The sequence below is a fragment of the Bradyrhizobium sp. 141 genome (genome assembly GCF_023074055.1).
Classification (GTDB): domain Bacteria; phylum Pseudomonadota; class Alphaproteobacteria; order Rhizobiales; family Xanthobacteraceae; genus Bradyrhizobium.
The window spans coordinates 142,402-168,567 of record NZ_JADPKR010000013.1; the positions used below are offsets into that span (position 1 = coordinate 142,402).

Annotated in this window: 24 protein-coding genes; 15 read left to right on the forward strand and 9 right to left on the reverse strand. The window is 62.4% G+C overall.

From position 1 onward, the window contains the following. Positions 1–4 precede the first annotated feature (4 nt). Genes IVA81_RS02965 through fabI form a run of 4 tightly spaced genes read left to right on the forward strand, consistent with a single transcriptional unit; the run spans position 5 to position 5,221 of the window. On the forward strand, positions 5–2,224 hold the full coding sequence (locus IVA81_RS02965) for a DUF3141 domain-containing protein (RefSeq protein WP_247312010.1): 2,220 nt from the start codon (positions 5–7) through the stop codon (positions 2,222–2,224). Between the two features lie 29 nt (positions 2,225–2,253). Then, positions 2,254–3,216, forward strand: coding sequence for a phosphate acetyltransferase (locus tag IVA81_RS02970; RefSeq protein WP_247312013.1), 963 nt, complete (start codon positions 2,254–2,256; stop codon positions 3,214–3,216). Between the two features lie 5 nt (positions 3,217–3,221). After that, positions 3,222–4,436, forward strand: coding sequence for an acetate/propionate family kinase (locus IVA81_RS02975; protein WP_247312016.1), 1,215 nt, complete (start codon positions 3,222–3,224; stop codon positions 4,434–4,436). Further along, complete coding sequence (gene fabI / locus IVA81_RS02980) at positions 4,433–5,221, forward strand: enoyl-ACP reductase FabI (protein WP_247312019.1); 789 nt, start codon at positions 4,433–4,435, stop codon at positions 5,219–5,221. The genes IVA81_RS02975 and fabI overlap by 4 nt, the downstream gene beginning before the upstream one ends. Positions 5,222–5,226: 5 nt before the next feature. Here fabI and IVA81_RS02985 read toward each other — a convergent pair whose 3' ends face one another. From IVA81_RS02985 to IVA81_RS03005, 5 genes are all read right to left on the reverse strand, one after another. Then, on the reverse strand, positions 5,227–5,685 hold the full coding sequence (locus tag IVA81_RS02985) for a MaoC family dehydratase (RefSeq protein ID WP_247312021.1): 459 nt from the start codon (positions 5,683–5,685) through the stop codon (positions 5,227–5,229). A 13-nt stretch (positions 5,686–5,698) separates the two neighbouring features. Continuing rightward, entirely contained in the window at positions 5,699–6,349 is a 651-nt protein-coding gene (locus IVA81_RS02990) for a 3-oxoacid CoA-transferase subunit B (protein WP_247312024.1), read from the reverse strand. Between the two features lie 4 nt (positions 6,350–6,353). Then, complete coding sequence (locus IVA81_RS02995; RefSeq protein WP_247312026.1) at positions 6,354–7,001, reverse strand: 3-oxoacid CoA-transferase subunit A; 648 nt, start codon at positions 6,999–7,001, stop codon at positions 6,354–6,356. Positions 7,002–7,097: 96 nt separating this feature from the next. Then, positions 7,098–7,700, reverse strand: a complete 603-nt coding sequence (locus tag IVA81_RS03000) for a hypothetical protein (protein WP_247312029.1) — start codon at positions 7,698–7,700, stop codon at positions 7,098–7,100. After that, entirely contained in the window at positions 7,697–8,623 is a 927-nt protein-coding gene (locus IVA81_RS03005) for an alpha/beta hydrolase (RefSeq protein ID WP_247312031.1), read from the reverse strand. The genes IVA81_RS03000 and IVA81_RS03005 overlap by 4 nt, the downstream gene beginning before the upstream one ends. 133 nt (positions 8,624–8,756) lie before the next feature. On the opposite strand from IVA81_RS03005, the gene IVA81_RS03010 reads away from it, so the two are divergent. From IVA81_RS03010 to IVA81_RS03030, 5 genes are all read left to right on the forward strand, one after another. Then, positions 8,757–11,264: an alpha/beta hydrolase gene (locus tag IVA81_RS03010; protein ID WP_247313299.1), complete on the forward strand. Its 2,508-nt coding sequence runs from the start codon at positions 8,757–8,759 to the stop codon at positions 11,262–11,264. Positions 11,265–11,273: 9 nt separating this feature from the next. Further along, entirely contained in the window at positions 11,274–12,137 is an 864-nt protein-coding gene (locus IVA81_RS03015) for an alpha/beta hydrolase (protein ID WP_247312033.1), read from the forward strand. Positions 12,138–12,154: 17 nt separating this feature from the next. Next, positions 12,155–12,505, forward strand: a complete 351-nt coding sequence (locus IVA81_RS03020) for a phasin (RefSeq protein ID WP_247312036.1) — start codon at positions 12,155–12,157, stop codon at positions 12,503–12,505. A 65-nt stretch (positions 12,506–12,570) separates the two neighbouring features. Then, positions 12,571–12,747, forward strand: coding sequence for a hypothetical protein (locus IVA81_RS03025; RefSeq protein ID WP_247312039.1), 177 nt, complete (start codon positions 12,571–12,573; stop codon positions 12,745–12,747). Between the two features lie 187 nt (positions 12,748–12,934). Further along, on the forward strand, positions 12,935–13,378 hold the full coding sequence (locus tag IVA81_RS03030) for a potassium channel family protein (RefSeq protein ID WP_247312042.1): 444 nt from the start codon (positions 12,935–12,937) through the stop codon (positions 13,376–13,378). Positions 13,379–13,608: 230 nt separating this feature from the next. Here the strand turns inward: IVA81_RS03030 and IVA81_RS03035 are convergent, their stop codons facing one another. Then, the gene (locus tag IVA81_RS03035) at positions 13,609–14,292 is read right to left on the reverse strand and encodes a helix-turn-helix domain-containing protein (RefSeq protein ID WP_247312045.1); all 684 of its coding nucleotides are present in this window, start codon (positions 14,290–14,292) and stop codon (positions 13,609–13,611) included. A gap of 334 nt (positions 14,293–14,626) precedes the next feature. On the opposite strand from IVA81_RS03035, the gene IVA81_RS03040 reads away from it, so the two are divergent. Further along, positions 14,627–15,259 (forward strand): response regulator, encoded by a 633-nt coding sequence (locus tag IVA81_RS03040; protein WP_247312047.1) that lies wholly within the window; start codon positions 14,627–14,629, stop codon positions 15,257–15,259. Between the two features lie 168 nt (positions 15,260–15,427). Further along, entirely contained in the window at positions 15,428–15,832 is a 405-nt protein-coding gene (locus IVA81_RS03045; RefSeq protein ID WP_247312050.1) for a response regulator, read from the forward strand. Between the two features lie 14 nt (positions 15,833–15,846). On the opposite strand, the gene IVA81_RS03050 is transcribed toward IVA81_RS03045, so the two are convergent. From IVA81_RS03050 to IVA81_RS03060, 3 genes are read right to left on the reverse strand one after another with little or no spacing between them, the layout of a single operon-like run. Beyond that, positions 15,847–16,431 carry an invasion associated locus B family protein gene (locus IVA81_RS03050; RefSeq protein WP_247312053.1) on the reverse strand — a complete coding sequence of 195 codons (585 nt, stop codon included), beginning with the start codon at positions 16,429–16,431 and terminating at the stop codon, positions 15,847–15,849. Positions 16,432–16,460: 29 nt separating this feature from the next. Further along, positions 16,461–17,348 carry a dienelactone hydrolase family protein gene (locus IVA81_RS03055; protein WP_247312055.1) on the reverse strand — a complete coding sequence of 296 codons (888 nt, stop codon included), beginning with the start codon at positions 17,346–17,348 and terminating at the stop codon, positions 16,461–16,463. Positions 17,349–17,360: 12 nt separating this feature from the next. Further along, positions 17,361–19,049, reverse strand: coding sequence for a TrkA C-terminal domain-containing protein (locus tag IVA81_RS03060; protein WP_247312058.1), 1,689 nt, complete (start codon positions 19,047–19,049; stop codon positions 17,361–17,363). Positions 19,050–19,173: 124 nt separating this feature from the next. Here IVA81_RS03060 and IVA81_RS03065 point away from each other — a divergent pair, with 124 nt between their 5' ends. From IVA81_RS03065 to IVA81_RS03080, 4 genes are all read left to right on the forward strand, one after another. Then, positions 19,174–19,854 (forward strand): YoaK family protein, encoded by a 681-nt coding sequence (locus IVA81_RS03065; RefSeq protein ID WP_247312061.1) that lies wholly within the window; start codon positions 19,174–19,176, stop codon positions 19,852–19,854. Then, positions 19,851–21,575 carry a SulP family inorganic anion transporter gene (locus tag IVA81_RS03070; protein ID WP_247312064.1) on the forward strand — a complete coding sequence of 575 codons (1,725 nt, stop codon included), beginning with the start codon at positions 19,851–19,853 and terminating at the stop codon, positions 21,573–21,575. The genes IVA81_RS03065 and IVA81_RS03070 overlap by 4 nt, the downstream gene beginning before the upstream one ends. A 98-nt stretch (positions 21,576–21,673) precedes the next feature. Then, positions 21,674–24,427, forward strand: a complete 2,754-nt coding sequence (locus IVA81_RS03075) for a decarboxylase (protein WP_247312068.1) — start codon at positions 21,674–21,676, stop codon at positions 24,425–24,427. Positions 24,428–24,445: 18 nt separating this feature from the next. Further along, positions 24,446–26,146, forward strand: a complete 1,701-nt coding sequence (locus IVA81_RS03080; protein WP_247312071.1) for a transporter — start codon at positions 24,446–24,448, stop codon at positions 26,144–26,146. Positions 26,147–26,166: the final 20 nt, after the last annotated feature.

Consider the following 26,166-nt stretch of genomic DNA (forward strand, 5'->3'; position numbering starts at 1 on the left):
GAACATGTCGATGGAAAAACCTACAATGCCAAGTGGCCCCTTGTCGGGCCTTGTCGCCTCGGCCGTCGAATACATGGTCGATGCCGGCCAGCGGAGCGTCCTGTTCCTCGACATCATGCGCCGGCGCGGCGACCAGTACCGGGAGCATGTCGCGCAGACCGCGCCGCATGTCCTGCAATATGCCGCCGAATTGATCATCGACGGCCGCAGGCTGGGCGAGCCGGTCAATTACGCGCTGGTCCGTATCATTCCGCCCAAGGGCGTCGAGATTGATCTCGAGCGGCGGCCGTTCGTGGTTGTCGATCCGCGCGCCGGCCACGGGCCGGGGATCGGCGGCTTCAAGGCCGACAGCGAGATCGGCGTTGCGATGAAGGCTGGGCATCCCTGCTACTTCGTCGGCTTCCTGCCGGAACCCATGCCGGGACAAACCATCGAGCGCGTCGCACGGGCCGAAGCGTTGTTCATCGAGAAGGTCATCAGCCTCCATCCCAAGGCTGACGGCAAGCCGTGCGTGATCGGAAACTGCCAGGCCGGCTGGGCCGTCATGATCCTGGCGTCGCTGCGGCCGGAATTGTTCGGGCCGCTCATCATTGCCGGCGCGCCGCTGGCCTATTGGGCCGGCGTGCACGGCAAATATCCGATGCGGTATTCCGGCGGTCTGCTGGGCGGTAGCTGGCTGACGGCGATGACTTCCGATCTCGGCGCCGGGAAGTTCGACGGCGCCTGGCTGGTGCAGAATTTCGAGAACCAGAATCCCTCGAATACGCTCTGGACCAAGCAATACAACGTCTATTCCAAGGTCGACACCGAGGCTGACCGCTATCTCGAATTCGAACGCTGGTGGGGTGGGCACGTCAACCTCAACGCCGAGGAGATCCAGTTCATCGTCGACGAGCTTTTCATCGGCAACAATCTCGCCGCTGGCAAAATCGTGATGTCCGACGGCCAGAAGGTCGATTTGCGCAACATCCGATCGCCGATTCTCGTGTTCTGCTCCGAAGGCGACAATGTCACCCCGCCGCAGCAGGCGCTGGACTGGATCCGCGATTGTTATGCCGATGTCGACGAGATCCGGGCCTATGGACAGACCATCGTTTACACCGTTCACAAGAGCATCGGTCATCTCGGCATCTTTGTCTCTGGCGGCGTTGCCAAGAAGGAGCACGCCGAGTTCTCCAGTAATATCGACCTGATCGACGTGCTGCCGCCGGGGCTCTACGAAGCGACGTTCGAAGCCAAGGGCGCGGAGACCACGAGTTCCGACCTCGTCGTCGGCCAGTGGGTGATGCGCTGCGAGGCGCGATCGCTCGACGACATCCGCGCCATGGGCGGCAACTCCCCCGAGGACGAGCGGCGCTTCGCCGCCGCCAAGCGTGTCTCGGAGCTCAACCTCGCCGCCTACCAGAAGTTCGTGCAGCCCTGGATCAAGAACATGGTGACGCCCCAGATGGCTGAGATGATGCGCAATTTGCATCCGCTTCGGCTGCAATATGAGGCCGCGAGCAGCAAAAACCCATGGATGACGGCGGTGAAGTCGGCCGCCGAGGAGATCGAGGACAATCGCAAGCCGGCTTCCGCGGATAATCCCTTCGTCGCCTTCCAGGAGCAGATGTCCAAGCAGATTGTGCATGCACTGGATAGCTGGCGCGATGCACAGGAAGCGCTGAGCGAAACGATCTTCCTCAACGTCTACGGCTCTCCAGCCTTGCAGGCGGCCGTCGGAATCGATCCGAAGTCCGAACCATCCCGGCGGCGCGAGATGACGCCCGAGCATCGCGCGATGCTGGAGAGACGGATTGCGCAGCTGAAATCGACGATCGGCGAAGGCGGCCTGCGCGAGGCAGCCATCCGCAGCCTGCTCTATATCGGCTCAGCGCGCGGAATGGTCGATGAGCGCAGCATTGAGGCCTTGCGCCAGATCCGCCGGGACTACAGTGGGCCGCGAATGACGTTGCCTGAGTTCAAGATGCTGGTTCGAGAACAGTTCTTCATGCTGCTGATCGACCGGGAAGGCGCCGTTGAAGCCATCCGGAAGCTGTTGCCCGAGGATATGGGCCAGCGGCGTGCCGCCTTCGCGGCGATCAGCGAGGTGCTCTCCGCGAGCGGCGACATCACGGGCGAGCGCGCAAGAAGGTTGCGGCGTGTCGCCGCCTTGTTTGACGTCGATGCCGGGGAGGGCGTGTCGAACGTCGCCCCTTTCGATCCAAAGGCGAAGGCGTCGTAAGGCTGTCTGAAAGGACCGGGAGCCAGATCATGTCAGCCGAAACGAGGCAAACACAGTCTCCCAGCAAGTACGATCGACTAATCGTCGCAGCAAAGGCCGTTCCGCCGCTTCCGACAATCGTGGTGCATCCCTGCGACGAAACCTCGCTGCGCGGCGCTGTCGACAGCGCGCAAGCCGGCATCATCCGCCCGATCCTGGTCGGGCCTGAAAACAGGATCAGGGATATCGCGGGAAAGCACGGCCTCGACATCGCCGGCTTCGAGATGGTCAACACCGCTCACAGCGACGAAGCGGCCGCCAGAAGCGTCGAGCTCATTCACGCGGCCAAGGGCGAGATGCTGATGAAGGGCAGCCTGCATACCGACGAGCTGATGCGGGCCGTGACCGCGAAAGTGGGCGGCCTGCGCACCGACCGCCGCATCAGCCATGTATTCGTGATGGACGTGCCGGCCTATGCCGAAACCCTGTTTGTGACGGATGCGGCCATCAACATCTTTCCCGATCTCGATGCCAAGCGAGACATCATCCAGAACGCGATCGATCTCTACATTCAGGCCGGCTTCGGCACATCGCCGCGGGTGGCGATCCTCTCGGCGGTCGAGACCGTGACCTCCAAGATTCCATCGACGCTTGAAGCCGCGGCGCTCTGCAAGATGGCTGATCGCGGCCAGATCACCGGCGGCGTGCTCGACGGACCGCTGGCCTTCGACAACGCGATCGACATCGAGGCCGCGCGTATCAAGGGCATCAGATCGGAAGTGGCCGGCCGGGCGCAGATCCTTGTCGTGCCGGACCTCGAAGCCGGGAACATGCTGGCGAAGAATCTGGCCTATTTCGCCAAGGCCGATGGTGCGGGCCTCGTGCTCGGCGCCCGCGTTCCGATCGTCCTGACCTCGCGCGCGGACGCGCCGCGTGGGCGCATGGCATCGTGTGCGGTGGCCTCGCTCTATGCCAACGCCAGGCGCCAACGTGCGCCAACAGTCGCCGCGTGATCGCCATGGATACGATCCTCGTCGTCAATGCCGGCTCCTCCAGCGTCAAGTTCCAGGTCTATTCTGTCGAAGGAGAGGGCAAGCTCCGGCGCCAGATCAAGGGCCAGATCGATGGCATCGGCAGCCGTCCGCGGCTGCGGGCGGGTGACGCGAATGGCAATCCGATCGCCGATCGCGCTTACCCGATCGAGGCGGTGCCTGACGTTCCCGCCGCAATGGGCACCGCCGGCGAATGGTTGCGGGACGAACTTCGCATCCATCCGATCGCTGTCGGGCATCGCGTCGTGCATGGCGGTCCGGAATACGATCGGCCCGTGTTGATCGACCACGGCGTGGTTGCCCGTCTCGAACGCTTCGTGATGCTGGCGCCACTGCATCAACCGCACAATCTGGCACCCATTCGTTCGATTCTCGCCGGTTTCCCAGCGCTTCCGCAGGTGGCCTGCTTCGACACCGCGTTTCATCGCACGCACGGCCCGCTCGCCGACCATTACGCAATCCCGCATCAGCTCCATGCCGAAGGCGTGCGGCGCTACGGTTTCCACGGCTTGTCCTACGAGTACATAGCAAATGCCTTGCCACAAATCGCGCCGGATATCGCCAAGGGCCGTGTGATCGTTGCCCATCTCGGCAGTGGCGCTTCGATGTGTGCGATGAGCCGGGGGCAGAGCGTCGAGAGCACCATGGGCTTTACCGCGCTTGATGGCCTTCCGATGGGAACGCGGCCCGGTCAGCTCGACCCTGGTGTCGTGCTCTATCTGATCTCCGAGAAGGGGATGTCTGCCTCGAATGTGCAGGACTTCCTCTATCGCGACTGCGGATTGAAGGGGCTCTCGGGCGTCAGCAACGACATGCGCGAACTGGAAGCCAGCTCGGACGCGAAGGCAAAATTGGCGATCGACTATTTCGCCTATCGGATCGGTCTCAATGCCGGGATGCTTGCCGCCGCCCTGCAAGGCCTCGACGCCTTCGTCTTCACGGCCGGCATCGGCGAGAACTCCGCAACCATTCGCGCGCGCGTGGTGGAGCAGCTCGGATGGCTCGGCGTTACGCTTGATCCGGCTGAGAATGCCCGCCATTCGAAGCAGATATCGCGCTCCGACAGCCGCATTCCCGTCTACGTCGTGCCGACCGACGAGGAATTGATGATCGCAAAGCACACGCTGTCGCTGCTGATGACCAGGCCGTCGACCAACCCGAGACAAGAGAGGGTGTCATGATTCCTGTGTTCCCGGATACCAAGGTAGCCCTGAAGGGAAAGAAGGGCCTTGTCGTGGGCATTGCCAACGACCAGTCGATCGCCTGGGGTTGCGCCAGGGCGTTTCGCGCGCTTGGAGCCGATCTTGCCGTCACCTATCTCAATGAGCGCGCCAAAAAGCACGTTGAGCCGCTGGCGCAGGCGCTGGAGGCACCGATCTTCATGCCGCTGGACGTGATGGTGGAAGGGCAGACCGAACAGGTATTCGAGCGGATCGCGAAGGAATGGGGACAACTCGATTTCGTGCTGCATTCGATCGCCTTCTCGCCGAAGGAGGCGCTGCACGGCCGCGTCGTGGACGTCGGCCGCGACGGCTTCCTCAAGACGCTGGATGTGTCCTGCTGGTCGTTCCTGCGGATGGCGCACCTCGCCGAACCTCTGATGAAGAATGGCGGCACGCTGTTCACCATGACCTATTACGGCAGCCAAATGGTGGTGGAGAATTACAACATCATGGGCGTAGCGAAAGCGGCGCTGGAAGCCGCCGTTCGCTACGCTGCCGCCGAACTGGGCCCAAAAGGCATCCGCGTGCACGCGATCTCGCCTGGACCTCTGGCGACGCGTGCGGCGTCCGGGATTCCCGAGTTTGATGAGCTCATGGACAAGGCCCAGTCGAAGGCGCCGGCGCGCAGCCTGGTCAGCATCGACGATGTTGGCAATGCGACGGCGTTCCTGGCCCTCGACGGCGCCAAGCTGATCACCGGCGGCGTCCTCTACATCGATGGCGGCTATCACATCATCGACTGAGGCGCTCAGCGATAGTGCAGGGCGATCAGCTCGGCGACGCATGCGGGTTTCTTGCCGCCTTCGACCTCGATCACGAGATGGTAGTTGACGCGAAGGCCGTCCGGCGGCACGTCCTCCGCCTCTGCGACCGTGATGCGGCCGCGCAGCTTCGAACCGGCGGGGACCGGCGCCAGATAACGTATCCTGTCGGCGCCGTAGTTCAGAGTGTTTCGCAGTCCCTCCAGCCCGATGACCGAGCGGATGAACATCGGGGCCAGTGCGAGCGACAGCAGGCCGTGAGCAATCGTGGTTCCGCCCGGCAGCTCCTTCTTTGCGCGCTCCTGGTCGACGTGGATCCATTGCTCGTCGCAGGTCGCTTCCGCGAAACGATTGATGCGATCCTGCGTCACTTCGATCCAGTCGCTGACGCCGATCTCGGTTCCGACAGCGGATTTGATCTCGTTGAAGTCGCTGAATATGCGCATGGTGCTGACCTGCTCAGATCTTCATTTCGGGGACTTTGTCGGGGACGACCAGCTCAGCTTCGGTCACCGCCATTACCTCGCCGATGCCGACGCCGGGTGCGGTTTCGAGCAGAGTGGCCCTGCCGTCCGGGAAACCAATGACCGCCATGTCGGTCACCACCAGGTTAACCGCCCGCGCAGAAGTCAGCGGCAGCGAACATCTGGGAACGATCTTTGATTTTCCCTTCGCCGCGTGCTGCATGGCGACGATCACCCGCTTGGCTCCGCTGACGAGATCCATTGCGCCGCCCATTCCCGGCACCATCTTGCCGGGGATCATCCAGTTGGCGAGATGTCCCTGCGCGTCGACCTGAAGCCCGCCGAGGACAGTCACGTCGACATGGCCGCCACGGATCAATCCGAACGACATGGCGCTGTCGAAAGTGCTGGCGCCGGGCAGGGCGCTGATCGGGCGTCCGCCGGCGTCCGTCAGCGTCGGATGAGCCATGCCTTGTTCCGGAATCGGCCCCGTGCCGATCAAGCCGTTTTCAGACTGAAAGAACACCTTGAGATCGGGAGGAACGTAGTTTGCGACCAGCGTCGGAATCCCGATACCGAGGTTGACGAGGTCGCCGCTCCTGAGCTCCTTGGCGACGCGCCGGGCAATGATGGTCTGAGCATCCATGAAATCACCCGTTCGTAATGAGGTAGTCGACGAGTGGCGCCGGCGTCACGACATGGTCGGGTGCGATGACGCCGACGGGCACGATGTGCTCCGCCGTTACGATCACGGTATCGGCGGCCATCGCCATGATCGGATTGAAATTGCGAGAGGTCAGTGCGTAGCTGAGATTGCCGAGGTAGTCGGCGAGGAAGGCGTGAACAAGCGCGAACTGCGCGCGCAGCGCCGTCTCGAGCAGGAAGGGCCTGCCGTCAACTTCGATCTGGCGCTTGCCCTCTGCAACCAGTGTGCCGACACCGGTCGGCGTTAGAACGCCGCCCAGTCCACATCCTCCTGCACGAATGCGCTCGACGAAGGTTCCCTGAGGGACGAGGTCGACGTTGATCTGGTTTGCCAACATCTGCTGCTGCGCTTTCGGATTGAGCCCGATGTGCGTCGCGGTCAGACGCGAGACCAGGGCAGCGTCGAACAGCTTTCCGACGCCTTTCCCCGGAATGGCAGCATCGTTGCAGATCAGCGACAGACCGGACTTGCGCTGCCGGGTTATTTCGTCGAGCAGTCGCTCCGGTGTTCCGACACCCATGAAGCCGCCGACCATGACGCTCGCGCCGGCCGGGATCATCGCGACTGCTTCTTCGACAGAAACGGCCTTCATGATTGGAGCTCCAGTCAACAGGCGATCAAAGGAAGGCGACGGAGAGATGAAATTGGCGGACGGGCGGCCGGCTCCATTGATCTGCGTCAAGGAGTCTCATCGTTCCTGCCTGACGATGATGCCGACGCCCTCAAGCGCGTCCGCCCATAGTTTGCGAACTTCGGCGTGACGCCGTTCCAGCGCCGTGCTGACAGCGTCTCGAAACGGCACGAGACTGTCACTCTTCAGCAAGGGAATTTGTGCCTGCAACAGCCGGCCGCTTTCGAATTCGATGCGGCGCAAGGCCAATACGAAAGGATCGTTGGCATTGGCGTCAACCGGCAGCAGAGCCGCCGGCCGGATGCCGGCATGAATGGCATGTGCTCGTGTCGCGAGATCGATCGGGAGGGCGGAAGGCTGATCAATTATCCCCTCGACCGGCTTCGGAAGCCAGGCCGTCTCCCACGAGGCCGCCATGTAGGGCAGGGCCATGTCGGGCACCCAGGAGGTCGAGCGCTGCAACAGCGAGACAATCTCGGACTCGCGATAGAATTGGGCGTTCAATTCGGACTGCCAAGCGGCCTCGATCCGCATCGGCAGGGCGATTGCGTATTGTCGCGCCAAGGCGCCGTGAGCCGAGATCAGGAACGCGGCGATGCGTGTCTGCTGGTGCGATGGTATGCGGCCCTCCGAATCCAGCGGTCCGAGAAATCGGCTCATGGCGGCGCTGCCCGGACAGGAATGGCGCGCAAATGATCATAACCGGCGGGAAATGGCGCGAGCTCGCCACCAGGCTCCTCCGGCGCGATCCAGACTGCCCTGTTGCCATGCCAGCGCCCGGCGAGGACGTCATCGGCAAAACGGGCGAGCAGGTCCGCCGTGAGCGCGCTCTTCTCGAGCGTGAAGGCGTGATAGGCCTTCGGAATGATCACGAGCGAGCTGTCGGGGATCTCGACGCGCAGGGTCTCGTGCATTGCGCGCGGCGTCAGGAAGTCAAATTCGCCGTTCAGGATCATTGTCGGAACGGCGATCGTGGACAGGCGCGGCGTCAATGGCTTGAACTCGAGAAACGATTCCATCAGGTTCTGGAGCGCATAGAGATCGTTGACGAGCCAGCCCTGCCGCTTGACGCTGTCGAGCTTGTCGAGCAGCGGCTTCAGCCACTGGTCGGACAGGTTCATCGGCAGCAGAAGGTCCTGGAGATAGCTCGTGCCCCCAAGGATCAGACCGGTCCGCAGTGCGTTGCCGAGCAAAAGCAGCTGCGGCGAGAGCTCGGCGAAGCAGCTCATTGGCACGAGGCCGGAGATGCGCTCGCCGTGCTCGATGGCGTAGCGCAACGCAATCAGCCCACCGAAACTGATGCCGCTCAGGAATATCGGGCCATCACCGAGCTCGCCGATCAACAGGTGGAGCGCGGTCACCTGGTCTTCCTGGCTGATGAAGAGTGCCGGTTTGTCGGATTCGCCCTGGCCGAGCAAATCGAAAGTCGCGATGCGGAAGCCTCGCGCCAGCAGCGCCTCGCGATAGGCGGACCAGAGTTCGGAATATTGCGTGAGCCCGTTCACCAGCACATAGGCGGGCGCGTTCGCCGGCCCATCGAGCTCATAGCGGATCCGGTATGAGCCATGAACGAGGCGGGGCATGCGTGAAACCGGCAGGTGTTCTGTCGCTGCGATCTTGAGCCGCTGCTAAGGGATTCCCTTGCGTTAGATCAAAGCTCCTCAGGTTGCCCTCCCTAGCGTTTGGGCAAAACACCGCCAGGAGGACCGTGCCATGATGACCGGGAGAGACGCCGTGAAGCGTTGCTTCGTCAGTCTGATCGTGTTGCTGATCGGTACTGCTCTCGCACTGGCGCAACCTTTGACGCGTCGCTCGTCGCAGGTGCAGCACGATGGCCTGAAGAAGACCTATGAAATCGCCAATTTTCGCCTGGGCGGCAAGTACGATTTGTCCACGCCCGCCAAATGGGAGAACGGAGGGGAGGGCGGCGTCACGCTTGAATCTCTTGGCGGCGGCAAGCTCCGCACAGGCTACATCGCGATCGGCAACGCACGGCGCAATGCTGCGGGCGAGATCACCAACGCCATCGTGATCAACTCCTACTACTCCGGCGATTCCACCGACATGTATGAACAGTGGGTCAAGGGCGCGGCGCTGTCGGGCGGCGTGCCGATCATTGGGCCGGGCCGGCCGATCGACACCGACCGCTACTACGTCATCATGGTCGATCCGCTCGGCACCTGGGGCGCCAGCAAACCGTCCGATGGCCTCGGCATCAAATTTCCGCAGTACAGCTACTACGACATGGTGCAGGCCAATTACCGGCTGCTCCGGGACGAGCTGAAGGTCGCCCGCGTCGCGCTGGTCACCGGCGTCTCCATGGGCGGGACGCAGACCTATGTCTGGGGCGTGATGCATCCGGAGTATATCGGCGCGCTCATGCCCATCGGCGGGACCACGCAGTCCGACGGCGAGGATCCCGTCGGCAACTGGACGTTCCAGATGATGACGGCCGCCATCGAGTCCGATCCGGTCTGGCAGGCGACCAACGGCGACTACTACAAGCAGCCTAAGGAGAAGCACCCCATGCCGGGCGTTGCGTTCGGCTGGTCGATCCTGGGAATGACGGGTTACGATTTCGGCTTCCGCACGACCCAGAACTGGACCGCAGTCCAGCCTGAAATCTTCTACTGGACCCCGCCGAACGAGAAGGCGGCGCTGAATGTTATCAATCGCGCCAAGCTTTATGACGCTGTCGACCTCGTCTGGCGCAACCGGGTCGGCGAGACCCATAACATAAATCCCTATCTCGGCCGCATCCAGGCACGGACGCTGGTGATGCACATCACCAACGACCTGTGGCTGAACTTCAAGCTGGCTCAGAAGGCCGTCGATCGCGTACCGGGCGCGGATCTCATCGCGCAGGAGAGCCCGGTCGCTCATTACGGCGTGTTCCCGATCATCAACCAGCGCAAGAACGATCCGAAGTTCGTCGCCTTCATGGACGACGTGGCGGCTCTCGATCGTGCGCAGAAATTCGTCGACAAGAACTATCGGGTGCCCGGTGTCGCGGAGGATATCGACCCGAAGAAGTCGTTCTGGAAGACCTATGTGACCTATCCCTATCCGGTCAAATTCGGCAACGCCAAGGACAAGAGCGGCAATTCCTGGGAAATCGGATACATGGACGAGTATGCCGGGACCGACAAGGATCCGAAGGTGCTCGTCATCATCCACGGCAAGGGGGCGTTCGGCGGGCACTACGGCAACATCATGCAATACGCGCTGCGCAGCGGGCTGCGCGTGATCGTGCCGGACCTGCCGCACTATGGCATGTCCGGTCCCGGCAATCTCGACAAGAGCCCGGGCCGTACCATGCAGGATATGCGCGAGGTGATCTATGACCTCGTTGTCAACCAGCTCGGCGTCAAGAAGGCCACCTATCTCGGCCACTCGCTGGGTGGCCAGTTTGTGATGGGCTACGCCCTGACCTGGCCGGACGCGGTGCAGGGCCTTGCGCTCGAAGCGCCGTCGGGTCTCGAGGAATATCCGCGTGAGATCACCATTGCCAAAGGCAAGAAGGCGCCTCTGTTCGACGAGGCTTTCGGGCATGACTTCGACAAGTGGAGGCAGACATGGGATCAGACCGGCATCCTGGCGGCTGAGAAAGCACGGGATGAGCAGGGCATCCGGGACTTCTTCTACTTCAAGAAGCGCGATCCGGACACGGGCACGGTGTCGGCGGCGAAGAGCGGTTACTTCTTCAATGACAGCGAGTATGCCCGGCTGCACACCGAGCAGCGCGTCGGGCTGATCAAGGGCAGCCCCAAGGAGCTGGAGCAGTGGTGCAACATCTTCATCTACGACATCTACACGATCGGAGCGGAGCTGCAGCAGGATGACCCGAAGAACCTCTACGAGAGGCTGCCCCAGATCAAGGCGCCGATCTTCCTCTCATTCGGTGACAAGGAGCCGTTCATTCCGACCCCTGCGTTCAACGGTCTGACTGAGCTCGGGCGGGACGTCATCACGCCCTTCGTGACGAGGATGACGAATGCCGGCAACCGGCCGATGCTCAAGATCTATCCGGAAACCGGTCACTTCATCCACACCGACAACCCGGTGGAGTTCTCCGCCGACGTGGTTGATTTCGTCACCAAGGGGACCGTCGACACCTCCTCGCCGCTGGGCACCGACCGCATGATCAAGGGCGCGGTGATCTCGGCCCTGCCGGTCGCGCCGACGCCGCCCGGTGCGGCTCCGACGGCTGGCCTCAACAAATAAGGCCGGTCCATGCCGAAGGTGCAGGCGGGCGAAATCGAGTTGGGTGGGCGGGAGTGGGGACGAGGCGACGTTACCGTCGTCTTCATCCACGGCAATCTCGCCAGCAAGGACTGGATCGAGCTCGCCGCGCCGATGTTTCCGAACGGGCTGCGGGTGGTCGCGATCGACTGGCGCGGCTGCGGCGAAAGCGACCGGCCAAAGCCCGCCGCAGATTATGCCAACTATTCGATGCAGCAGCATGCGCAAGACATGCTGTCGGCGCTTGATACACTCGACATCGGATACTGCCACCTTGCCACCCATTCGACCGGTGGCATCATCGCAGCCCGCATGCTGCTGATGCAGCCTCGGCGCTTTGGTCGTGTTTTCGCGCTCGATCCGGTCACGCCGCTGGGGATGTCCTTCAACGCCGACCGGATCGGCCTCTTCCGGGCAATGATGGCGAGCAAGGAGCTGACGCGGACCGTGATGGCGACCGCCGCAGCCTCGCTGTTCGTGCCGGATAGCATGACCCCGAACGCGATCCCCCGCTTTCGCGAAGGGCTCGGCGAAATCCAGGCCCTGTTCGACCGGATCATCGAGCAGACCTTTAGCGTCTCCGAGGGAATCTGGATCGGAACGCCGGTCAACCTCACCCGCGAGAGGGAGAGCCGCGAACTCGAGCGGCGCATGCCCGATATCGGGCATTCGCATTTGGTGCTGTGGGGCGAGTGGGATGGCTGGATTCTGCCTGCGGATCTTCACGCCATGGCGGAGGCGATGCCGGACTGCCGGCTCGTGATCGTGCCCGGTGTCGGGCATTCGATGAACCTCGAGCGGCCGGCGCTCTACGCCGGCTACTTCGGCGCCTGGTTCGGGGGGCTTGCGGCATAATCACAAGGAGTAACGTCATGGCAGAGATCAATCCATCCGTCGAGAATATCCGAGGGATGCTCACCGAAGCCCTTGGCCGGTTGCGAAAGGCCCATACGGAGTATTTTGAGCTACTGGAAAGGGGGCTCGGCTCCTCGCCGCTGCCGATGGCGGACCAGGCCAAGCAGCTTTGCAGTTTCATGCAGCGCAACGTCAACGCGACGTTCGACCTTGGCGATAAGCTCGTTCAAGCCAAGGACGCTCAGGACGCGCTCAAGCTTCAGTCCGAGTTCTTTCAGGGCCAGATGCAGGCCTTGACCGACCAGGCGAGGAGCGCCGGTGAGTCGGCCATGAAGGCGGCAACCGGCATGTTCGGACAGAAGAACTGAGACTGCCGTGAGGCAGGGACACGGCTATTGGCTCGCAGGCACTCGCGATTGATATGAGGTCACAAATGGCGGATACGACAAAGCTCTCGGTAGAGAAGGCGCTTGAGAAATTGCGAAGCAGTGATCAGACAAAATCAAAAGATCAGCGGCGCGATGAAAGGGCCGAGAAACTAAACGAGGAAATCAAGCGCATGAGAGCGCAGCGATCGCGTCTCGATCATAAATCACCGACGCGTGGCTAGAATTGCCGCCGTCCGAGCGGCGCATCGATTCGCTCCTTTTGACTGTGCTCAATGGAGACCAACGCCGTGTCCGGCCAAATTCGAACGCAGCTTTGGGAAGGAGAGCGCGACATGCGAAGCGTAAGTAGGGTGTTCCTGGTCCTGTCGCGGAACCGACCAAAATGCGACTGAGACCGGGGACGGTTCGATGGTAGTTCAATTTTTGGTCGGCTCGATCGTCAGCGTGATCAACATCATGATCCACGCCCTGGTGACCGTTACGGCCATCGGCATCGCCCGAGCCGCCGGGCTTCGGTATCTTGCGCGGCCAAGGCTGCCACTGATGGTCGTGATGGTTGCGACAGCGGCGGCGCTGATGGTGGCGCACACAATCGAGGTTCTGGTCTGGGCATTGGCCTACGCCATGGTCGGCGCGGCCCCTGCCGGCAGCGACCTGCTCTATTTCGCCTTCGTCAACTACACCACGCTCGGCTATGGCGACGTCACACCCGTACAAAAATGGCGGCTGACGGGGCCGATGACCGCGATGAACGGGATCCTGATGTTCGGCTGGTCAACCGCGGTCCTGTTCGAAGTCTTGCGCAAGACGCTCGACGATCTCGGAATGACCAAGCTGCCGGGTGCTCGGTGATTTGACGTCGACGATGGAAACCGGCGGAGGCGGACTCATCCCAGCAAAAGAACAATGGCGATGAGCGCGAGTGGCAACGTCCCAAACACAACGACTGCGATCCGAAATGAAATCTCGTTTCCCATGGAACGATGTTAGCATTGGACAAGCCGGTGCCATGTGCAGTTTGTACCATTCCCCGAGAAGAGGCTGCGACTGGCCCAAGGCGCCGTGGTGCGACTTTCTGCCGCTCAATGCTGTAGATCGAGACTGGCGAGCTCCTGCCGGTCCAGCAGCACGATCTGGCGCTGGGTATTGCCGATGAAGCCGAGGACGCCGAGATCATGCAGGTGCGATATCGCACGCGAGACGGTCTCCAGTGTCAGGCCGAGATAATCAGCGATGTCGCGCCGGGACATCGGCAGTGCCATGACTTCGGATGCGGTCAGGCGTTTGTCCATTTCGAGCAAGAAGGCTGCCACCCGCTCCAGCGACGTCTTGCGACCGAGCAGGAGCATATGGTCTTCTGCGTGCTGCAGATTGATTGTCGTCATGCTAAGCAGGTTACGCGCGACCATCGCGTCGCTTTCGGCGACCAGTTCCAGGCTTTGCCGCTTGATCAGCCGCACCGTGGTGTCCACGATCGCCTCGGCGGTAAACCGATGCTCGCTGCCGTTCTCCAGGCCAAAAATGTCGCCGGCAAGATGGAATGCGCCGATCTGGCGGCGACCGTCTGACAGCAGCTTGTAGCTTCGTACGGCACCAGACTTGATCTGATATACATAGTCGGCAGGCTCCTTCTCCCCGTAGACCTCCGTTCCTTTTTTGTAGGTAAATTCGTTTAAACAGATGATCGGATTTGAATCACTCCTCATTCCGAAGTCGTGGAGCGAATTGGGGCGGGGCAGCGGGTCGGTGTTCGTGCGCACAAACATAGGCCAACTCCTCAACGTCGATCGCTGAATTGGTCTCAACCGAGTATTTCATCGCAAGGAATGCGCGCTGTCCCACTCCCGCTGGAGTTGATCTAAGACGAAGGAGGCCTTTCCAACCATTGTCTCTAGGGGCATTGTACCAAAGGACAGGGGGGGTAGAGGCGTGCGCGCGATGAGAATGCGCCGCGAGCATGGAAGTAAACGTTCCTTGCCTAATTAGCACATGTTTCGCTATGCCTGATATCGTTCATAGCGTTGACTGCATCGACGTCTGTTCCCGCTGGCTTGGCTCCAACGAAGCCAGGCCGGAGGTCATTGCGGCTAAGAGGTGAAATTGCCCGGCCTCATTCACGTCGTAGACGATGACGTTTCATTCCGAACGGCGATGGAACGCCGTCTCAAGCTTGCAGGCTATGACGTCGTCACCTACGCGTCGGCGCAGGACTTGCTCGATCTCCTGCCAAGCGAAGACAAGCCGGCATGCATCCTGCTCGACGTGCAGATACCGGGGCTGAGTGGGCCGGAGCTGCAAGCGCGCCTGCTCGAACTCGGTTCGACGCTGCCGATCGTCTTCCTCACCGGGCACGCTGATACGCAGACAACGGTGCGGGCCATCAAGGCCGGTGCGGAAGATTTCCTGACCAAGCCGGTGTCGTCAGAGGAATTGATCAACGCGGTCGAGCGGGCCATGTCACGCCATGAGGTCGTGCGCGCGCAGCACGGCAAGCTCGTTACGCTTCGTGCTCTGGTCGCGTCGCTGACACCGCGAGAACGTCAGGTGTTCGACCTCATGGTGCGTGGCAAGATCAACAAGCAGATTGCCTACCAGCTCGGAACGACCGAGCGCACCGTAAAGGCTCACCGTCATCAGGTGATGGAGAAAATGCAGGTGCATTCGTTCGCGGAGCTCGTTTCCGTCGCAGAGCGACTTGGAATGCTCGATCCAAACGGCGCTGCTGGCAACTAGCCGGAAATGAAAGGTCGCGCCAGCTGCGACAGCTAGACCTGCACGTTGGTACAATAACATAGATTGTTGACAGGATGCCGCCGAAGGCGCGCAATGATGCTGGAGATCGTCGGCTGTCGAGGCAGATCATAGCTCGCGAACAAGCCGTTGATCTGACGATCTCCCAGCATGCGTTTCGTACCGCAGAGGCCGACAATCGTGCCGATCCGAAAACCCGTCTTCGTCCTGGATGATGACTCATCGATGCGCATGAGCATCAAGCGACTGCTGCGAGAACACGGTTTTGGCGCGCTGTTGTTCGCCTCGGCGGAGGCGCTATTCGACCACGGTGATTTCAGAAACGTCATCTGCATCATCATCGACATCAATTTGGGCGATCAATCCGGGATTGCGGTGCGGAAGCGGCTTACGAGCGAAGGCGTGATGGCCCCGGTAGTCTACATTACCGGCAATGACAGCGCGGCGAACCGCGCGGCGGCGATCGACTCAGGGTGTATCGCTTATCTGACTAAGCCATTCGCGGCGCACTCACTTATCGCGCCAATTGAGCAGGCTTGCGGCGGGATCGTCTAGCGCGGCCGAGACGCTCATTCATCGACATACTGCTCGAACGTCTGCGCTGGTGCTCCCTTGTGCACGACGGAAAATTGCGCCAGCGGCAGTGACGTCGTCAGCGACAGAAGGTTGGAATCGACAACTTCCAGTACCAGCACTTTTCCTGATTCCAGCTCCTTGACGATTTTGGGATCGGCGACATCGGCGGCAATGCAGGCATTGGCGACGCACCAGCTATAAGGTAGGCGGTAAGGGCTTCCTTGATCCACCGTCAGCTTGATGGGGTGCTGCAGATACATGCCGACCGGAACAAACAATTGCAATCTGGCAGCGGGTTCGCCCTCGCGCTCGATCAGGTCCATGCGCACGGCGGTTTGACCGGTTGGAAAGATGCCCGTGATCGAGGTCCGGCACAGCATCTTGGCGCCGCCTGCTTTGAAGCAGAGCTTGCGCCAATCCCCATAGGTGATGTCCTTTGCCTCGCGTTGGCCCCGGGTCGTCACCTCGGCGGGCTTCGCTGCCTGTGAATTTTGCCGTGTCGCGGCAACCGCGGAGGTCGCTACGCCGGCAGTGACGACTACCAGAAGGCCCGACAAGCAGTGACGTGCATGGGCCATGGCCACACCTCCAGCATCTATCCTTGCGCCTAGTGCGGCGCGTCGAGAAATTTCGTCACCAGCGGCGACCAGATCGGAATGGCATCCGGAGAGCCGATGAAGAAATGTCCTTCGTTGCCGAATGGCGGCATCAGATGGTACTCGGCCTTGCCCCCGGCGGCAGTGAAGGCGTCGTGCATGCGCTTCGACAGCTCGGGGCCGAAGAAGGTGTCGTTTTCGATATAGATCCACAGCATCGGAACGCGCGAAGTGCGGCCGAAATTCGCGGTCGCCTCGACGAGCTTGCCCGGCGCGCAGTTGTTGTTCGGCTTGCCGCCGACACGGCCGCCACGGCCGGCGGCGAAGGTGATGATCGCCTTGACCTGCGGCGGGTTCACGCTGGACAGCGCAATCGAGGCCCAGCCGCCGGCGGATTGCCCGACGACAATGACATCCCTGGGCACGATGCGCTTCTCGGCAGCCAGATAGTCGATGATCCAGAGATCGACCTGCGCCACCGCCAGGCCGGCGTCGCGGAAATTAGGGTTGGTGCACTTGCCGACCTTGGAAAAGAACGGGCCGTAAATCCCGCGCTCGGGGACGTCGATGGCTGAGGCGCCATACCCAGTCCCCACGGGCGCCACCACCAGGGAGCCGCGTTTTGCGAACCATTTTGCGGCGTCGCGGAATTCCACCAGCGGAAAGAAGCTGCGGTCCGTCGGATTGAGTGAGACCCCGTGGTTCATTATGACGAGCGGGAATGGCCCGTCGCCGACCGGACGGACCAGGTAGGCGAACATCGGTAGCGGCAGTGGCAGCGCCCAGATCTCTTCCTGGATCCGGATGTCTTCCTCCGCGCGTGCGGTCGCGGTGAAAACGGCGAGCATCAGCAGCAAGGCCGCGAACCACCTGAGCGCCGGGCTGACGGGTTGCTGCATTGCAGGTCTCCTTCATCCGGTGTAGGTGGCGGCCACGATGATCGGGCCGAGTACGGTCAGCACCACATTTCCGACTGCGTATGGCACCGCGACGCCGAGCACCGGCGTCTGGCTCTCCGCGACGTCGCAGGCCCCGGTTACGGCGGCATCGACTGTCATGGCGCCGGCCAGCGCGCCGCAAGTAATGACAGGGTTCATGCGCAGCACGTGGCGTGCAAACAGCGTCGCGACGATCAGCGGCACGATCGTGATGACGAGGCCCATGCCGACCAGAAGCAATCCGTGAGCCTGGATCGCAGCCCAGGCGGCGGCGCCGTTGCCTAGCCCGATCGCCGCGATGAAGCCGCCGAGTCCGAGATCGCTCAGGGTTTGCTGCGCAGGCCGCGGCATTGCTCCCATGGTCGGCTTGCGCGACCGCAGCCAGCCGCAGACAAGGCCGGCAATCAGCGCGCCCCCGCCGCCGCCAAGCGTGAGTGCGACGCCGCCGATCTTGAAACTGACGAGCCCCGCGAGCAGGCCGGTCGCAATGCCGGCGGCAAGAAATGCGATGTCGGTGCGATCGTCGGAACGCAGGATCTGGCCGACTGCCGTTGCCGCACGTTCGATGTTGCGCGTGCTGCCGACCAGGGTCATGACATCGCCGACATAAATCCGCGTGTCCGCGCTCAAAGGCACCTCGCGGCCCATACGGGTGAGGGCGCGCAGAAAAACACCCCGGGCGTCGGTCCCGACGCGCGACGCGACCTCCTGGATGGAGCGACCGTGAAGATTGCGATCGTCCACGAGTACTTCGAGCACGTTGCCCGGTATCGTCTTTAGGATCTCATCTGCATCGATCTCGGTGCCCATGATCGGTTTTGCCGCGACAATGACGGCAGTGCGACCGGCGAGGACGATGTCGTCGCCGGCTTCGAGCACAGTGTCGAGATGCGGTTCGATGTCGGCGCCTCCGCGGACGATGCGCTCGACGACCGTGCGGCTTCCGATCTCCTCCTCGACCGACCGAACCGTGCGGCCGGCGGCTGCGGTCACGCGGTAGGCGCGCGCCTGGAACTTGCGGTAGGAGAGATTTTCGCTTTTGGGCGGATCGCTGCCGGCAAGCTCCGCCTCGAGCTTCTTGGCCTCCACCTTCAGATCGATCCCCATCAGCTTGGGGGCAACGAAGGGGACGAACAGCAGTGTCAGGATATAGCCGAGGACATAGGTGACGGCATAACCCGCCGCGATGTTCGCCTCCTGCTGACCGAGCACATCCTTGGGCAGGCCGAGCTGGGCCAGAGCGCCCGACGCGGTGCCGATGACCGAGGATTGCGTCAGTGCTCCGGCCGCGATTCCGGAAGCGGTGCCAGGATCTAGCCGGAAGCCGTGCGCGAACAACAAGACGACTGCGAGACCGGTGCCCCCCAGCACCAGCGCCAGGGCGACCTGGGCAAGGGTACGGAAGCTCAAGGAAGCGAAGAATTCCGGTCCTGACCGAGAGCCGATCGTGAACACGAACAGGCTGAACAGGATGACGCGCAACAGCGACGGAAACGTGAACGTTCCGAGCTGCCCCATCAGCACCGCGACGACCAGGATACAGGCGGTGGTCCCTATCGAGAAGCCGCGAACCCTGATGCGGCCGAGGATCGTGCCGATGGCGACCGCCAGCAGCAGGAATATTTCCGGAGCGGTGGTGATGATCCACCTGACGGTGTCCATGTGGCAATCCCCCGGCGCTTTGGGCTGATATGATTTGCGGCGCGGAGCGATTGCTTGATCCAGATCAAGCCCCGTTGGCGACGGGATGCCGCTATGAGTTCATGCAGTTATTGCGACAGCCGACATGAGCACTCTGGACGTCGCAGCCGGCGTGGTGCGCCCCGAGGAGACCGTCGAGGTGGTGCTGCTGCTGGCCTTTGCCGGCGGCTATATCGACGCCTATACCTGGATCATCCATGGCGTATTGGCGAACGCCCAGACCGCCAATCTGATATTTCTCTGGGGCTACGCGACCGCCGGCAATTGGGCGAAGGCATTTCACTTCGTGCCGCCGATCCTCGCCTTCGCGGTGGGCATCGTCATCGCGGCATGGCTCCGTCGCGCCACCGGCGAACGGGCTGGCGCGGTCAGCACCTTGATCGAGATCCTGTTGTTGGTTTCAATCGGCATTGTACACAACCGGATTCCTGATCTTGCAGGTACGCTCGGTATTTCGCTCGTCGCCGCGATGCAAACCGCCATCTTCACCAAGGTGGAAGGCGTCCTTTGCAGCACCGTGATGATCACGGGCAATATGCGCCAGGCGGTCGAGAATATGTTTGCCGTAACATCCGGCAACGCGCCGGTCGGAACACTGCGCCGCTCAGGCATCTTCGCCGCCTTGTGCGCCGTGTTTGGCTTTGGCGCGGCGGTCGGCGCCTTAGCCACCAAAAGCATCCCAGATCTCGCGCTCGGCATTCCCGTGGTTGCATTGCTCGCCGTATTGCTGCGCTGCGAGGCGACGCCCCGCGAGGTGGCGTCGTGAACGCGCCACGTGGCCTCGGTTGGACGCGGTTCTTTCCGCCGTTCGGCTGGCTTGCCGCTTATCGGCGTGAATGGCTTCCCTCCGACGCCGTCGCCGGCATCACGCTGGCCGCCTACGCCATCCCGGTTTCGCTAGCCTATGCTGCGCTGGCAGGCCTGCCGCCGCAGGTCGGCGTCTACGGCTACATGCTCGGAGGCATCGGCTATGCCTTGCTTGGATCATCCCGGCAGCTCGCGATTGGCCCGACGTCCGCGATCTCCCTGATGATTGCGGGTACCGTCGGCGCACTGGCCGGCGGCGATGCGGCACGCTATGCGCAGATCGCAAGCTTTGCCGCCTTTGCCGTGGCGGTGCTGTGCTTCATTGCATGGCTGTTCAAGCTCAGTGTGCTCGTCTGCCTCGTCAGCGACAGCATTCTGGTTGGCTTCAAGGCCGGTGCGGGGCTCACTATCATCATGAGCCAGTTGCCGAGCCTGCTCGGGGTTTCCGGCGGCGGCCATGATTTCTTTGACCGCGCCATCAAGCTGATGGGGCAGCTCGGCGATGTCGCCCCGCTTGTGTTTGCGATCGGTGCTTTTGCCTTGTTGTTGCTCTTGCTCGGGGAGCGGCTGCTACCGGGCAAACCGATCGGCATCACCATCGTGGCGCTGGCGATCCTCGCCGCTACCCTGCTGGGCCTTCCGGCGCTCGGTGTGCCCGTCACGGGGATGATACCCGAGGGGCTGCCGGCACTGGGGATGCCCACATTCGGGCTGCTGGAGTTCGACGATCTGTTCCCGCTCGCCGCCGGATGTGTGCTGCTGGCCTATATCGAAGGCGTTTCTGCCGCCCGCAGCTTTGCGGCGAAACATGGCTATCCGCTCGACGTCAGGCAGGAGTTTTTGGGGTTGGGGGCCGCGAATCTCGCGGCCGCCTTTGGCCATGGCTACCCCGTCGCCGGCGGCCTGTCGCAATCCGCAGTGAACGACAGTGCCGGCGCGCGAACGCCGCTGGCACTGGTGATCTGCTCGGTGACGCTCGGGCTGTGCCTCGTGTTCTTCACCGGGCTCTTGACCAACCTGCCCAAGGCGGTGCTCGCGGCCATCGTCTTTGCCGCGGTGTACAAGCTCGTGGATATCCGCGCGCTGCTACGTATGTGGCAGGTCAGCCGCATCGACTTCTGGGCCGCGTCAATCGCACTCGTCTCCGTGTTGCTGCTGGGCATCCTGCAGGGTGTCCTACTGGCATCGATTGCATCGATCTTCCTGCTGCTAGCACGGGCCTCGCGGCCCAATGTGGCATTCCTGGGCCGGCTACCGGGTAGCGGCCGCTATTCCGACAGCGCGCGCCACGAAGACGTCGAGCCCCTGGCCGGCATCCTCGCGTTCCGCCCGGAGGCGTCACTACTTTATATCAACGTCGGAACAATCCTCGAGGCGGTCCTGATCGCGCTCCGGCGATCGCCGGACATTCGGCTGGTGGCCTGCGACCTCTCGGCATCGCCCTATATCGATCTCGCTGGCGCGCGCATGCTGCACGATCTGTACGACGAACTCGCCGCGCGGGAGGTCAAGTTCTGTATCGTCGGCGCGCATGCGCAGCTCCGCGACCTGCTACGGGCCGAAGGGCTCGCGGAAAAGACCGACAGCGGCCAGTGGCTACGGTCGCTCGACAGCGTCTTGGGCGATGGTCAGGCCGGTCTGACACTCTCGCGCTGCGCTGCCAATGGTCGTCAGGACTGATCAGAATGCGCACGACCGTTGACTTGGATCAATGGAGCGACCGCCCCCGTACTCACGATCCCGCATCACCTTCGCTTCAAAGGGATCGGGAGAGACGCATGGCCAATGACACAAAACCCGCGCAGAAGCGCATCGACCAGTTCTTTTCCGGCCCAGGCGCACGGGCGGACGACTGGCGTGATCTCGTGGAGGCTGCGAAGACCTGGGCGCGGGTGGGCAATCGCGCGGCTTACGATGCGGCGCTGGCCGATCTCTGCATCATCGAGGAATTTCACGGCTATCCCGGTCTGCAGTTGATGGCGGCGCTTCGGGAAGCTGCCGCCGCCGGCGACGGAGCGACCTCGTTCGCCCTTTCGACGAGGATTGCCCAGGCGCTGGCCACGCGGTCCTTCCGCCAGCATGCCGGCGACTGGAGCGCCAAGGATGAGGGCAATGGCGATGCGCCCGAACTGGTGCCGCCGAGCTTCGGCGCGCACGCGGCGCGCCGGCCCTATTTCGAGACCCTGATCGTGACCGGTGTGTCACCCGGCCAGTGGCCGGCGCTCGCCGCCGAATGGCGCAAGCTGCGGCGTCCGGTCGATGCCTTCATTTATGAACCTGTCATCGTCGGCAGCCTGGAGGACGCCTTTTGCGCGACGATGCTCAATCCGAACATCGGAGCAGTCATCATCAACGAGGGCTTTGGCCTGCGTTCGCGGCATAACGCGCCGGTGCTGCGTTCGATCATGGCCGCAGCCGGTCTGAACGACGAAACCGACGCGTCGGCGCTGCGGCTCGCCCAGATCATCAAGCGCGTCAGGCCCGAACTCGATCTCTACATGATCTCGAACCGCGACGTGGAAGAGCTCGCCGGCAATTCCGAGGCGGACGTGGTTCGCCGCATCTTCTATTCCGTGGAAGAACTTCTGGAGCTGCACCTGTCGATCCTCGAAGGCATCCAGGATCGCTACGACACGCCGTTCTTCGATAATCTCAAGAAGTACGCACAGCGCCCGATCGGCACGTTCCATGCGCTGCCGATCGCCCGCGGCAAATCCATCTTCAAGTCGGACTGGATCCGCGACATGGGCGAGTTCTACGGCCCGAACCTGTTCCTGGCCGAGAGCAGCGCCACTACGGGCGGTCTCGACAGCATGCTGGAGCCGACCGGCAACATCAAGAAGGCGCAGGAGAAGGCGGCGAGGGCGCTCGGCGCCGACCGAGTCTTCTTTGTCACCAACGGCACCTCGACGTCGAACAAGATGGCGGTGCAGGCGTTGCTCGCGCCCGGCGACATCGCAATCGTCGACCGCAACTGCCACAAGTCGCATCACTACGGCATGGTGCTGGCCGGAGCGCAACCGCTCTACGTCGAAGCGTTCCCGATGACGGAATATTCGATGTATGGCGCGGTGCCGCTGAAGACGATCAAGCAGGCGCTGCTCGGGGCCAAGGCCGACGGCCGGCTGGACCGCGTCAAACTGCTAGACCTGACCAACTGCACGTTCGACGGTCACATCTACAACACCCGCCGGGTAATGGAGGAATGTCTCGCGATCAAGCCGGACCTGATCTTCCTCTGGGACGAAGCCTGGTTCGGCTTCGCGCGCTTCTCGCCGTTCCTGCGCCGCCGCACCGGCCTCGGCGCTGCCAACGAGATCGAGGCGTGGATGCGCGATCCGAAGTCGGTCGCGGCCTATGAGAAGCAGCAGACCGAGCTCGGCAAAAATCCGTCCGACGAGGTGCTGCTCAAGACCCGGCTCATTCCCGACCCGAGGCAAATCCGCCTGCGCGTCTACCAGACCAACTCGACCCACAAGTCGATGTCGGCGATCCGGCAGGGCTCGATGCTTTCGGTCAAGGACGTCGAATTCCACACGGTCGAACAGCAGTTCAAGGAAGCGGTGTTTACCCATGCCTCGACCAGCCCGAACCAGCAACTGATCGCCAGCCTCGACATCTCGCGGCGGCAGATGGAGCTGGAGGGGTATGGCCTCGTCGCCAATGCGATCGAAATCGCGTTCGCGATCCGCCAAGCGGTCAACAACAATCCGCTGATCTCGAAATATTTCCGTATCCTCGGTGCCGACGTCATGGTGCCGGCACAATACCGCCAGAGCGGCTTCACCGACTTTCTCGCCCCCGGCGTCAACTGGGCGAATACGGTCAAGAGCCTGGATGATGACGAATTCTGCCTCGACCCGACCCGCATGACGCTGGTGTGCGGCATGGCCGGTTATGACGGCACGCAGTTCAAGGGCATTCTCGCCAATGAGTATAACATCCAGGTCAACAAGACCTCGCGCAACTCGGTTCTGGTCCAGTCCAACATCAACAACTCCCGCAGCGACGTTGCGCATCTCATTCGAGTCCTCGCCGAAGTCGCGGGCGAGATCGACCGCGGCCTGGCCCAGGGCGGCGCCAATGCCCGGAAGACCTTCGAGGCACGGGTCACGAGCCTGATGAAGGACGTGCCTGATCTGCCGAACTTCTCGCATTTCCACCCGAGCTTCCGCGGCGATGCAGGCGCCAAGACCAACGAAGGCGACATCCGCACCGGGTTCTACGCTGCCTATGACCTCGCGGGTTGCGAGCATCTCCGCCTCAACGATCCCGAGATCGACCGTCGGCTGAAGGCCGGTCCCGAACTCGTCTCGGCGAACTTCGTGATCCCGTATCCGCCGGGCTTCCCCATCATGGTGCCCGGCCAGGTCATCACTCAGGAGACCATCGACTTCATGCGCAAGCTCGATGTGAAGGAAATCCACGGCTACGACGCCAAGGAAGGGCTGAAGCTCGTGCGTACGGAAGCTTTGGCGAAGCTCGGCCGACCGAAGCCAGACGCGAAGCCGAAGCTCAAGGCCGCATCATAAGTCGCAAAGGGGACGAACATGCTAGGGTTTTTCTCTTTTTTGCAGCACAATCCTTATCTGCTGCTGTTCTTCGTCGTCGGGCTCGCCGTCTGGATCGGACGGGCCAGCATCAAGGGTTACGGCCTCGGCATGGTCGCCGGCGCCATCGTGGTGGGCGCAGGCCTCTCGGTCTGGGCCTCGACCTACGGCGTCAAGCTCGAGCTGAACACGTTTGCGAAGAGCCTGTTCTACTATCTCTTCATGTACGGCGTCGGCCTGCGGGTCGGCCCGTCCTTCATCAACAGCCTGAGAGGCGACGGACTTAAGTTTGTCGTCCTGGCAGTGGTGTCGAGCGTACTTGGTCTGGCGCTGGTCGTTATTTTCGCAAAACTCTTCGCGTTGCCGCCGGGTGCGGCCGGCGGCATGCTGGCGGGCTCACAGACCATGTCAGCCGCGATTGGTTCGGCCGAGCAGGCGGTGACATCAGGCGTCGTCAAGCTGCCGGAGGGCATGAAGGCCGAGGACGCGTCGGGCATGATCGCGCTGTCCTACGGCATCACCTACATTTGGGGCACCGTCGGCATCATCCTGATCTGCAAATATTTGCCGCGCTGGTGGGGCGTCGACGCAAAAGCCGCCGCGAAGCAGTATGAGACTGAGTTCGGCGTCAAGGACCTCGAAGGCGGCGGCCTGACCGGCTATCGCCAGTTCGGCCTGCGTGCCTACCGGCTGGAGAATCCGACCACGGTCGGCATGAGCATCGCAAAGTTCCGCACGATCAATCCGGAATACCGGATTTTCAATGTGGGACGTAACGGCGAGCCGCAAGGAGCCGATCCCGATCTCGTCCTCCGAAAGGGCGACATCGTCGCGCTGGGCGGCTCGACCGAGCATCTCACCGACAAAATGGGATTGATCGGCCCGGAGGTCGCGGATGCCAAGACTCTGGGTATTCCCATGGACCAGGCCGACATTCTCGTCACCAACAAGGCGATGGTGGGACGCACCTTCGAGTCCTTCCGCGAAACGGCAATCGCCGGCCAGTTGCAGGTCACCAAGGTCGAGCGCGGCGGCGTGCAGATACCCGCCGGTCTCAAGACCGAATTGCAACGGATGGACATCGTCTCCGTGGTCGGCCTGAAGTCCGCCGTCAACGAGCTCGGTGAGATGTGGGGCCGCATCGCGCGCACCAACACCTCCACCGACCTGCTGACGCTGGCCACCGGCATGATCCTCGGCTTCCTGATCGGGATGATCGAATTCCCGGCCTTCGGTGCCAAAATCGGCCTCGGCAATGCCGGCGGCCTGCTGCTGTCTGGCGTCATCGTGTCCTCGGCGGTGTCGCGGCTGCGCTTCTTCGGAAACACCCCCAACGCTGCGCGTAACGTGCTGGAGGATCTCGGCCTCGTCGTCTTCGTCGCTATCGTCGGCATCAACGCCGGCGCGGGATTGCTCTCACAGCTCACGGGCGCCGTGGCCCTGAAGATCTTCATCGCCGGCTTCATCGCCTGCACCATCCCGCCCTTCATTGTCTGGGCGATCGGTTATCACGTCTTCAAGATCAACCCCGCGGTGCTGATGGGCGGGGTGGCCGGGGCGCGGTCGCATTCCGGTCCGTGTCGTGAAGCCGCGGTCGAGATCCAGAGCTCTGTGCCCTGGATCGGATTCCCGGTCGGCTATGCCGTCTCGGGCATCCTGCTCACCATCTTCGGGTATTTCGCAATGATCCTGGCGCAATGATCACAAGGGGGGAAAGAGTT

What these genes read in the sequence shown, in the direction of transcription:
- IVA81_RS02965 (WP_247312010.1), top strand. Translation starts at nt 5, where the DNA reads ATGTCGATGGAAAAACCTACAATGCCAAGTGGCCCCTTGTCGGGCCTT.
- IVA81_RS02970 (WP_247312013.1), top strand. Translation starts at nt 2,254, where the DNA reads ATGTCAGCCGAAACGAGGCAAACACAGTCTCCCAGCAAGTACGATCGA.
- IVA81_RS02975 (WP_247312016.1), top strand. Translation starts at nt 3,222, where the DNA reads ATGGATACGATCCTCGTCGTCAATGCCGGCTCCTCCAGCGTCAAGTTC.
- fabI (WP_247312019.1), top strand. Translation starts at nt 4,433, where the DNA reads ATGATTCCTGTGTTCCCGGATACCAAGGTAGCCCTGAAGGGAAAGAAG.
- IVA81_RS02985 (WP_247312021.1), bottom strand. Translation starts at nt 5,685, where the DNA reads ATGCGCATATTCAGCGACTTCAACGAGATCAAATCCGCTGTCGGAACC.
- IVA81_RS02990 (WP_247312024.1), bottom strand. Translation starts at nt 6,349, where the DNA reads ATGGATGCTCAGACCATCATTGCCCGGCGCGTCGCCAAGGAGCTCAGG.
- IVA81_RS02995 (WP_247312026.1), bottom strand. Translation starts at nt 7,001, where the DNA reads ATGAAGGCCGTTTCTGTCGAAGAAGCAGTCGCGATGATCCCGGCCGGC.
- IVA81_RS03000 (WP_247312029.1), bottom strand. Translation starts at nt 7,700, where the DNA reads ATGAGCCGATTTCTCGGACCGCTGGATTCGGAGGGCCGCATACCATCG.
- IVA81_RS03005 (WP_247312031.1), bottom strand. Translation starts at nt 8,623, where the DNA reads ATGCCCCGCCTCGTTCATGGCTCATACCGGATCCGCTATGAGCTCGAT.
- IVA81_RS03010 (WP_247313299.1), top strand. Translation starts at nt 8,757, where the DNA reads ATGACCGGGAGAGACGCCGTGAAGCGTTGCTTCGTCAGTCTGATCGTG.
- IVA81_RS03015 (WP_247312033.1), top strand. Translation starts at nt 11,274, where the DNA reads ATGCCGAAGGTGCAGGCGGGCGAAATCGAGTTGGGTGGGCGGGAGTGG.
- IVA81_RS03020 (WP_247312036.1), top strand. Translation starts at nt 12,155, where the DNA reads ATGGCAGAGATCAATCCATCCGTCGAGAATATCCGAGGGATGCTCACC.
- IVA81_RS03025 (WP_247312039.1), top strand. Translation starts at nt 12,571, where the DNA reads ATGGCGGATACGACAAAGCTCTCGGTAGAGAAGGCGCTTGAGAAATTG.
- IVA81_RS03030 (WP_247312042.1), top strand. Translation starts at nt 12,935, where the DNA reads ATGGTAGTTCAATTTTTGGTCGGCTCGATCGTCAGCGTGATCAACATC.
- IVA81_RS03035 (WP_247312045.1), bottom strand. Translation starts at nt 14,292, where the DNA reads ATGTTTGTGCGCACGAACACCGACCCGCTGCCCCGCCCCAATTCGCTC.
- IVA81_RS03045 (WP_247312050.1), top strand. Translation starts at nt 15,428, where the DNA reads ATGCGTTTCGTACCGCAGAGGCCGACAATCGTGCCGATCCGAAAACCC.
- IVA81_RS03050 (WP_247312053.1), bottom strand. Translation starts at nt 16,431, where the DNA reads ATGGCCCATGCACGTCACTGCTTGTCGGGCCTTCTGGTAGTCGTCACT.
- IVA81_RS03055 (WP_247312055.1), bottom strand. Translation starts at nt 17,348, where the DNA reads ATGCAGCAACCCGTCAGCCCGGCGCTCAGGTGGTTCGCGGCCTTGCTG.
- IVA81_RS03060 (WP_247312058.1), bottom strand. Translation starts at nt 19,049, where the DNA reads ATGGACACCGTCAGGTGGATCATCACCACCGCTCCGGAAATATTCCTG.
- IVA81_RS03065 (WP_247312061.1), top strand. Translation starts at nt 19,174, where the DNA reads ATGAGCACTCTGGACGTCGCAGCCGGCGTGGTGCGCCCCGAGGAGACC.
- IVA81_RS03075 (WP_247312068.1), top strand. Translation starts at nt 21,674, where the DNA reads ATGGCCAATGACACAAAACCCGCGCAGAAGCGCATCGACCAGTTCTTT.
- IVA81_RS03080 (WP_247312071.1), top strand. Translation starts at nt 24,446, where the DNA reads ATGCTAGGGTTTTTCTCTTTTTTGCAGCACAATCCTTATCTGCTGCTG.